At 35.2% G+C, this 7,600-nt stretch carries 9 protein-coding genes; 6 read left to right on the top strand and 3 right to left on the bottom strand.

The window, feature by feature from the left end:
• Nucleotides 1–168 precede the first annotated feature (168 nt).
• The 3 genes from ACFFIS_RS15500 (at nt 169) to def (ending at nt 1,659) form a co-directional block, all read left to right on the top strand.
• Nucleotides 169–555 carry a hypothetical protein gene (locus ACFFIS_RS15500; RefSeq protein WP_320381031.1) on the top strand — a complete coding sequence of 129 codons (387 nt, stop codon included), beginning with the start codon at nt 169–171 and terminating at the stop codon, nt 553–555.
• A 344-nt stretch (nt 556–899) separates the two neighbouring features.
• Entirely contained in the window at nt 900–1,091 is a 192-nt protein-coding gene (locus ACFFIS_RS15495; protein WP_320381032.1) for a helix-turn-helix transcriptional regulator, read from the top strand.
• Nucleotides 1,084–1,659 (top strand): peptide deformylase, encoded by a 576-nt coding sequence (gene def / locus ACFFIS_RS15490; RefSeq protein ID WP_320381033.1) that lies wholly within the window; start codon nt 1,084–1,086, stop codon nt 1,657–1,659. Before ACFFIS_RS15495 ends, def begins: the two co-directional genes overlap by 8 nt.
• A gap of 153 nt (nt 1,660–1,812) precedes the next feature.
• Here def and ACFFIS_RS15485 read toward each other — a convergent pair whose 3' ends face one another.
• On the bottom strand, nt 1,813–3,012 hold the full coding sequence (locus tag ACFFIS_RS15485; protein ID WP_320381034.1) for a spr1629 family repressor/antitoxin: 1,200 nt from the start codon (nt 3,010–3,012) through the stop codon (nt 1,813–1,815).
• A 33-nt stretch (nt 3,013–3,045) separates the two neighbouring features.
• On the bottom strand, nt 3,046–3,792 hold the full coding sequence (locus ACFFIS_RS15480) for a spr1630 family ClpXP-sensitive toxin (protein WP_320381035.1): 747 nt from the start codon (nt 3,790–3,792) through the stop codon (nt 3,046–3,048).
• Nucleotides 3,793–4,007: 215 nt separating this feature from the next.
• On the opposite strand from ACFFIS_RS15480, the gene ACFFIS_RS15475 reads away from it, so the two are divergent.
• From ACFFIS_RS15475 to ACFFIS_RS15465, 3 genes are read left to right on the top strand one after another with little or no spacing between them, the layout of a single operon-like run.
• The gene (locus ACFFIS_RS15475; RefSeq protein WP_320381037.1) at nt 4,008–4,469 is read left to right on the top strand and encodes an ASCH domain-containing protein; all 462 of its coding nucleotides are present in this window, start codon (nt 4,008–4,010) and stop codon (nt 4,467–4,469) included.
• A 33-nt stretch (nt 4,470–4,502) separates the two neighbouring features.
• A complete protein-coding gene (locus ACFFIS_RS15470; protein ID WP_390188256.1) occupies nt 4,503–5,021 on the top strand; it encodes an HAD-IIIA family hydrolase in 519 nt (172 codons plus the stop codon).
• 26 nt (nt 5,022–5,047) lie between these two features.
• Nucleotides 5,048–5,794, top strand: coding sequence for a phosphotransferase family protein (locus ACFFIS_RS15465; RefSeq protein ID WP_390188255.1), 747 nt, complete (start codon nt 5,048–5,050; stop codon nt 5,792–5,794).
• Nucleotides 5,795–5,862: 68 nt separating this feature from the next.
• Here the strand turns inward: ACFFIS_RS15465 and ACFFIS_RS15460 are convergent, their stop codons facing one another.
• Complete coding sequence (locus ACFFIS_RS15460; protein ID WP_320381039.1) at nt 5,863–7,011, bottom strand: hypothetical protein; 1,149 nt, start codon at nt 7,009–7,011, stop codon at nt 5,863–5,865.
• Nucleotides 7,012–7,600: the final 589 nt, after the last annotated feature.

The raw sequence follows: 7,600 nt of genomic DNA, 5'->3' as shown, positions 1-7,600 counted from the left end.
CTCCAGCTTCCCCCTTAGCGACAGTTGCTAAGGATATTTTCTACTGAAGTGGTTCAGTTTTCAAGTGCGATGGTGGTTCAATTTTAGAGTACCATATACACAGAGGTATATAGTTTTGGCAGAAAGAAAGCTGGAAACCCAATTAATGGAGGATTTGTAAAGGAAGATGTGGAACAAGGTTTATTTAAAGAAGCAAATTGTGCTATTTATTCTCTAACAGTAACCGAAGTTCAAATGCAAAAGATGAAACGGTATATACAGGAAATCGAAGAGAAAAAGGAAGAATACCGCTACAATTTCATAGGTTTATTCGGGTTTATCATAAAAAGGCCAATAAAAAGAGATAAAGCGCTATTCTGTTCTCAATTTGTTGCATCGGTACTAAAGGTCTGTAACATTGTTGACTTTAAGCAACCACTATCACTTGTTGCACCGCATCATTTGCAAGAGGTACCTAAATTGAAATTAGTGTATGAAGGAAAACTAAAGGCCCATCATAGAGAAAAAAGTGATGATTGGTATGTTCCAGCTTCTTCCACTCCTGTTGAAATGTAATATAACACTTTAATGCCAATTTCTTATACGGTTTGGAAGTATGAGAAGCGATATTTTACATTATTATTTCGACCTTATTTGATTAAATGAATACAAATTCAGGCTTCACCTAGGGTGTACATCAGGTTTTGCCTTTTTCTTTTGGCGTTTTTTTAAAACCACCTAATTGGCTTTTATTTTAGACTACCTTTATCTTATTAATCTATCTAAATATTAGTTCTAATGCATTCATAATTTTATGGAAAGCAGCTCCAAAGGTTATTAAATGATGTCCAAAGTTATTGACATGTATATCAGGTTTGTTAAAATAAAAATGTCCAATTACTTTGACATAGGTGATGTTAATGAAAAATAAAATTAAAACAATGAGAAAGAAATTAGGGATTACACAGGAAGAACTTGCTAAAAGATGTGGTGTAGTTAGGCAAACAATAAATTGTATTGAAAATGATAAATATGACCCTACTTTGGAGCTAGCATTTAAATTATCAAAAATATTAAAAGTAAAGGTAGATGAATTGTTTATTTATGAGTAAATTCCATTCAAATTATATAATTACAATGAAGGATATTGTCAGAGAAGGTAATCCAATTTTAAACCAAGTTACACAAGAAGTAAGAGTACCGACGTCGGAAGAGGACAAGGAAACATTAATTTGCATGATGAACTTTCTGAAAAATAGCCAGGACCCCAATCTAGCAAAAAAATATAACTTACGTGCAGGGGTAGGTTTATCAGCTAATCAGATTGGTTTGAATAAGCGTATGTTTGTAGCATATTTATCGGATGAGAAGGGTAAAGAACATGAATACACTTTAATTAATCCGAAAATAATTAGTCATTCTGTATCTATGATTTATTTGCCACAAAGTGAAGGATGCCTTTCGGTTGATCGAGAGATAAGAGGATTTGTTCCAAGATATGAGCGAATTAAAGTGAAAGGGTATAATTTACTAGGCGAAGAGATAGTATTAAAATTGAATGGATATCCTTCTATCGTAGTTCAACATGAAATAGATCATTTAAATGGTATTATGTTTTATGAACGTATTAACAAGGAAAATCCATTTAAATTACCGGAGAATGCCAAGAGTTTATATTGAATGCCATTATTTTATCCAGCAGAGGGTAGCGAAAGTGTGGAACTATCTGCTGATAAAGCATGACTTTATATTAAAAAATCCTGGTACGCTAATAACGTTACCAGGCTTTTTAAAAATTCTCATTGGGGTTAATTCTTGCAATTGAAATTTACTTTATATCGAGTTGTTTGATATTACATCCACCATATGAACAAGCTCAAAATCTTGTTGTTTTTCTATATAATGACTGAAAAACCTTGCATCAATTCCAGTCAAATTCTCAAAAAATACAACATCCGCCAGCCAATCCCGTTCCATCATATGTCGAATATTGATTAATCCCTGTTTGGAGCCAAAGTCAATGATGGACTTTATTTTTTGTGGCGTTTGAATTGGGATTATATTATCTAAAGGTTCCATTTTTAGATAGCCTTTGCGATGCAAAGCAGCATAATAATTACGATGATTTTTTGCATTCATTATTTCCAACCTAGCTGCACGGTAACCTAAGACTTGTAAAGATGTTTTCCATTTCTCCTTTAAATCTAGATATGCATCAGGATTAGTTAAATGAGAAATCAATTGTATATCTTGTGAAAATTCCTCTTTTGGTAAAAGAAAAGCTCCCGCAAATAAATTTGCTTCTTTTTCAATGTTTTTATATTCATCTTTATCCAAACTAGTAAATTCAACCCGATAATGAAGTAATAGGTGACCGAGTTCGTGGGCGATATCAAAATTTCGCCTAACTGCAGATTTCTTAAGATTACCTAATATAATAAAAGGACGTTCCTGTCTTGTCCATAAACTGTATGCATCTATCTCCTTACCAATTGCCTTTTCAGAAATAAACACACCGCTTTTTTCTACTAAAAACATCAGATTGTCATTCGTGTGATGATCAAGCCCCAATTCTTGCCTGGCTAAATTTGCTACTTTTTCTATCTGTGTTTCTCTATCTTCCTTTGATGTATTTAAATAGTGAATGACTTTATCTCTTAATAGCATGATTTTTTGAGTAGGGTATTTAATCTTCAAGGATAAGTAGTTAATGAAGCTATCTAAATACGCCATATACTTCGCTTCAGATTGCGTTTTTGAAATCACATTTCGCTCTTTTGAACGATAAGCTATATTTGTAATAGGTATATTTTCTGATGATGTATAACGATTAAGTACATCACTTGAATAAAAATAGGTGCTTTTTACTTTGAAAATAGCCTTTAGTTGATTGATTATGTTCATCTTTGGTGAAGTGTAATTATTTTCGTATTGCCAAACGGCTTGTTCTGTAACGCCAAGGATACTAGAGAGCTGTTTGCGTGAATATCCGTGCATCGTACGGAGGTTAGTTAAATTCTCACCGTTAAACATAACGCTCCCCTTTCATGATAATAAATTACTATATTAGTTAGTTTTTTCTTCTTCGATGATACCAATATCAAATGCTGCTGGATCGATTACATCAAAGTCTGATACTGGTGCGATAATTTCCCGTTCTTCCGAAGTTAACTCTGCCCCAGAAATATATTTTGAAAGATTTTCAACTCTATAAGCTATATTATTACCTGGATTAGGTAAAAAATGCCTAACCTCTGATATTTGATAAACGCTATCAATTTTGTATGTAATAATATGAAACTCGTTATATGATGATTGAAATTGCTTAAGGTCGTTTCTAACTCTTCTTTCTGGAATATAAAACTCAAATGTAAGTTGCTCATTTTGTTCATTTGTCTTGTCAATAGTATAGTCAGTTGGAAACTCTAGATTTTGGTTAATTTTTGATAGTTCATGAAGATAAGAGCGAATTTTACCCTTTCTATTATGATGGGGCAAAACGGCATGTGAAAAACTATTTTCATTGAAGTAATTCGCATTTTTTAATAAAAAAAGCTTTTTCTTGTTTTCCTCACTAAATTGTAAGTAATCCCAAGTAAGTCCAGCCTTTGCCATTTTATAGGAGTAATTAAGTTCTCTACTCGCTTCTGCAATTTTACTCTCAATAAAGTTCCCTTTTGTCCATGCAAATGCGGAACTTATTTTCATCTTCTGATGTCGATCCTGTCGATGTTTAATATAATCACGATAACCTTCTACAATAGCTTCTACAATCTTTTCACTATGAGCCGAATCGAATTTATATCTTTCCACATGATCACTCCTAAAAGATAATCTGTTTTCATTCTAATATAAATAGCAAAGGAAAGATATGATTTTCATTAAAATATTTAAAGTATATATGTATTTTATAGTGATCTATTAAAGCGTAGTGGCATAGCTTATTATTTCCTTTGTAATGTTAATTTTTTTAAGGTCTATTGTGTTATAATTCAATTAATTAGGGAAATAAGAAAGCTGGTGTCAAGATGTATCATGAATCCGTAGTAGCAATGTGGGAAGCATATAAAAAAGTTAACCCAAACGCACCGGAGTTTGAAAAGTTCGATGTATGGGCGTTTGGCAGTTCAAAGGAAGGCGCGGATGAACTGGCAGCGCTTGTATTGGAAGGGATAAAAACTGCAACAGCCTCCAATTATGCGTTGTTTGAGTTGCAAGGGGAGCAAGTTCCATATCCTGGGCTTTATAATATTATTCTTAATGGGGATGGGAAAGCTGTGGCAATTATTGAAACAACTTCAGTAGAGATAGTGCCGTTTCATGAAGTTTCTGCAGACTTTGCTTATTTAGAAGGTGAAGGGGACCGTTCGTTGCAATATTGGCGTGACGTGCATGAGGAGTTTTTTGCGAATGAATGGAAAGCAATCGGTCAAGAATTTGATGAGAACATGCTCGTTGTATGTGAGGGATTTAAAGTTGTCTACAAGTAAGGCTCTGAAGATAAAATGAATGGGGGGAAACGGTTGGATATAGAAGCGATCTTTGTTGACCGAGATGGAACGATAGGGGGAACAGGACACTTTATACATCCCGAAGATTTCGTACCTTACTCATTTAGTTCATCTGCTTTTCAGTTGGCAAAAGAAAATCATATTCCTTTATTCGGCTTTACGAATCAACATCGAATTAGTAAGGGGCAAGCTACGATGAATGATTTTTATAACGAATTTAAACGATATGGGTTCGCGGATGCATATATTTGTCCACACCGGATGGATGGAGATTGTAATTGTCATAAACCAAAACCAGGTCTTTTATTAAAGGCCGCCGAAGAGCATTCGCTAGATTTAACAAAAACAGTGGTCATTGGGGATGTTGGGTCAGATATGCTGGCGGCAGAAGTGGTTGGGGCGAAGAAAATCCTCGTTTTAACCGGATGGGGGAAATCGTCACTAACAGCATACCGCTATACATGGCAAAATGTAGAGCCTGACTTCATCGCAGAAAACTTACTGGAAGCTATAAGGTGGATTGTGAAGTAAATATTTTCATAGAAGGGGTAGCGATTATGAAGCTAGAAAGGCCAATCGCAGCAGGCAACACAGCTGAAATATATTGTCAGGATAAGATGATTTTCAAAGTTTTTAAAGACCATTTGCCTGATGGGGAAGCAATCTATGAAGCAGAAAAGCAAAAATATGCTTATTCTTGTGGTCTTCCTGTACCTAGAGTCATAGATGTTACAAACATGGACGGAAAACAAGTTATTATAATGGAGTATGTGAGAGGCAGGACAATAGGTGAACTTCTATTGGAAGATTTTGCGCAAGCGGAGTATTTCCTTCGTATTTCCGTGGACATACAGCGAAAGATTCATGCGGTGAATGCGGATGGGATGGAACCTATGTCTGAAAAATTAAGACGTCAGATAGAAGCGGCAGCGTATTTGGATGATAGTAAAAAGGGAGTTTTAATAGAGAAAATAGCCGCAATGAATGTGGAAAATAGACTATGTCATGGTGACTTTCATCTTCATAATTTGATTATGTCCCAACATGACATAACAATTATCGATTGGGTGGATGCTAGCATTGGTGATATCCGTGCCGATGTTTATCGTACATATCTATTATACACGCAACACGCCACAGAGCTTGCCGACATGTATGTGCGGCTTTATTGCGAAAAAAGTGGATTGACGAAGGATGAAATATTTGACTGGGCACCGATTATAGCAGGGGCAAGATTGGCGGAAAATGTGGGGATAGAAGAGCAGGAGCGGTTGCTAAGGATTGTGAATGCATTCTTCTCCTAAGCTCTATGGTACCCACTAGTGTTATGGGGGAATTCAAATAAGTTTTTTCCTCCCAAACACATTCCCCATCACTCCTTCAATCTAGAGCGGAATTGTTTCTGCCGATTTTCCTCTAAAAACTTTTCAAAATTACTAAATGCACTTTCTGAAGGTGAAGATGCTTCGGTGACTGGAGTGGCAGTGTCCGCAAATTCCTTCGCCTCCGTTAGTTTTTCTTCTACCTCTTGAATTGTGGCTTCCGTATTATCAGACAGCGTTATAAACTCTGAAAAAACATGCGTACTTTCTAAGTCCTCTGTACGGTAGTTATCTGGATTTTGCTTTCTCTCTTTATCTAATGCCAGTTCTCGTGCTATCCCATCAACCATTTGCTTTTGTTTGAATTTGGCTATGACGTCTTGATGATCCGCTAATTGCGAAGGGGATACACTTTCCTCTATGTAAATGGAATCTGTGCTAACAGGCGGAACCACAACCTTTTCCAACTCGGGTCGAATATCCTTTTCGGTTTGAAGCGGAATCAACGAATGTTTTTCCATATATATTCCGTGGACAATTTCCTCTAGTACAAGAAAGCACTCCGTTATTTCCGTAAGATAATCAGTAAGCTCCGTCGTAGATCCTTTCATTGATATGGGGATATTATCATTTCCCTTTGCTTCTTGATAAAAGGGAATTTCAAATGTTTCCTCCTTACATTGAATCCGCAATCCGAGTGAACGGATGACACCATACCTTTTTACTCTGTTACTTAACTCTTCTTTCAGTACATATTCATCGAGCTGTTTCGTGTGACGGGTAATTTTCGTCATGCTTTTATCATTAATAAGGTATTCCACTTGAACAATATCTTCGAATGCATAATCATGTGGTGTAAAACTTTTACCACTTACTTCTATTTTATCATCGGAAATAAAGAGGTAAATTCGCTCCGCAGTAGGATATATCATAATCTTTGCCATGAGTGAAGCGGGAATAAAGGTGTGGCTAGCACGACCTAAATTGTGTCCTCTTGGCTCCAAGGACTGAATATGGTTCTTTATTTCAAGTCTGAATTTTTTTCTATTGGATTGTATGATGAGCGTAACGACGATAACCATTACCGCTATAGGAACCAAATGCCCACCTATCAAACTGAATAGAAAGATTGGACCAGCAATTAAAATAAAAGTTGATCGTGTAGACCGAGAATGTTTATGAGGCTTTTTCCGATACAACGCACTCTCTCCTTTCCCCTGTTAGTAATAGATTAATCCATTTCACTAGGAATGCAAGGGGATAAATGACTAGGGGGGAAGTGAAATTTTTAGTGCAAGATTTCCACATACAATTTATTTTGAAAAGGTAAACCTGCAATTGGAGGAAATAGACAAAGAACTGGATGAAGATCAGTTATTAAGTACTGTGATAAGAAGATATTGAAGGGTATATGATAATTACTGGGAACGAGACTAATTGCTTCGTTTTAAGAGGTGATTAGTCTTTTTTGTGCTTGAAGGGAATTTTTTATATTTACAATCCTAATTTAAGAACTAGATAAAAGACTTAAATAAACCTTGGAAATTAATTGGAGATTTCAACAAAAAAAGTGACATTTTTATTGAATTATGTCTAAGATTGTCGTAATATATTCTAATCAACTAGTAATATAGTCCTAGTCATAATTTAAAATTCGCATAAAATAGTAATATATACCTATAAATATTTTTGTGCTATTCAACTAGTAGTTTTATTTCAGGAGTACATATACATATTATACCAATCCCCAGCTCAAAATTTTATGTTGAGTTGGTTTTTCTTTTTGGT

The organism is Paracerasibacillus soli (assembly GCF_042432965.1).
Lineage (GTDB): Bacteria > Bacillota > Bacilli > Bacillales > Amphibacillaceae > Paracerasibacillus > Paracerasibacillus soli.
This window is presented reverse-complemented; position numbering and strand designations above follow the sequence as displayed.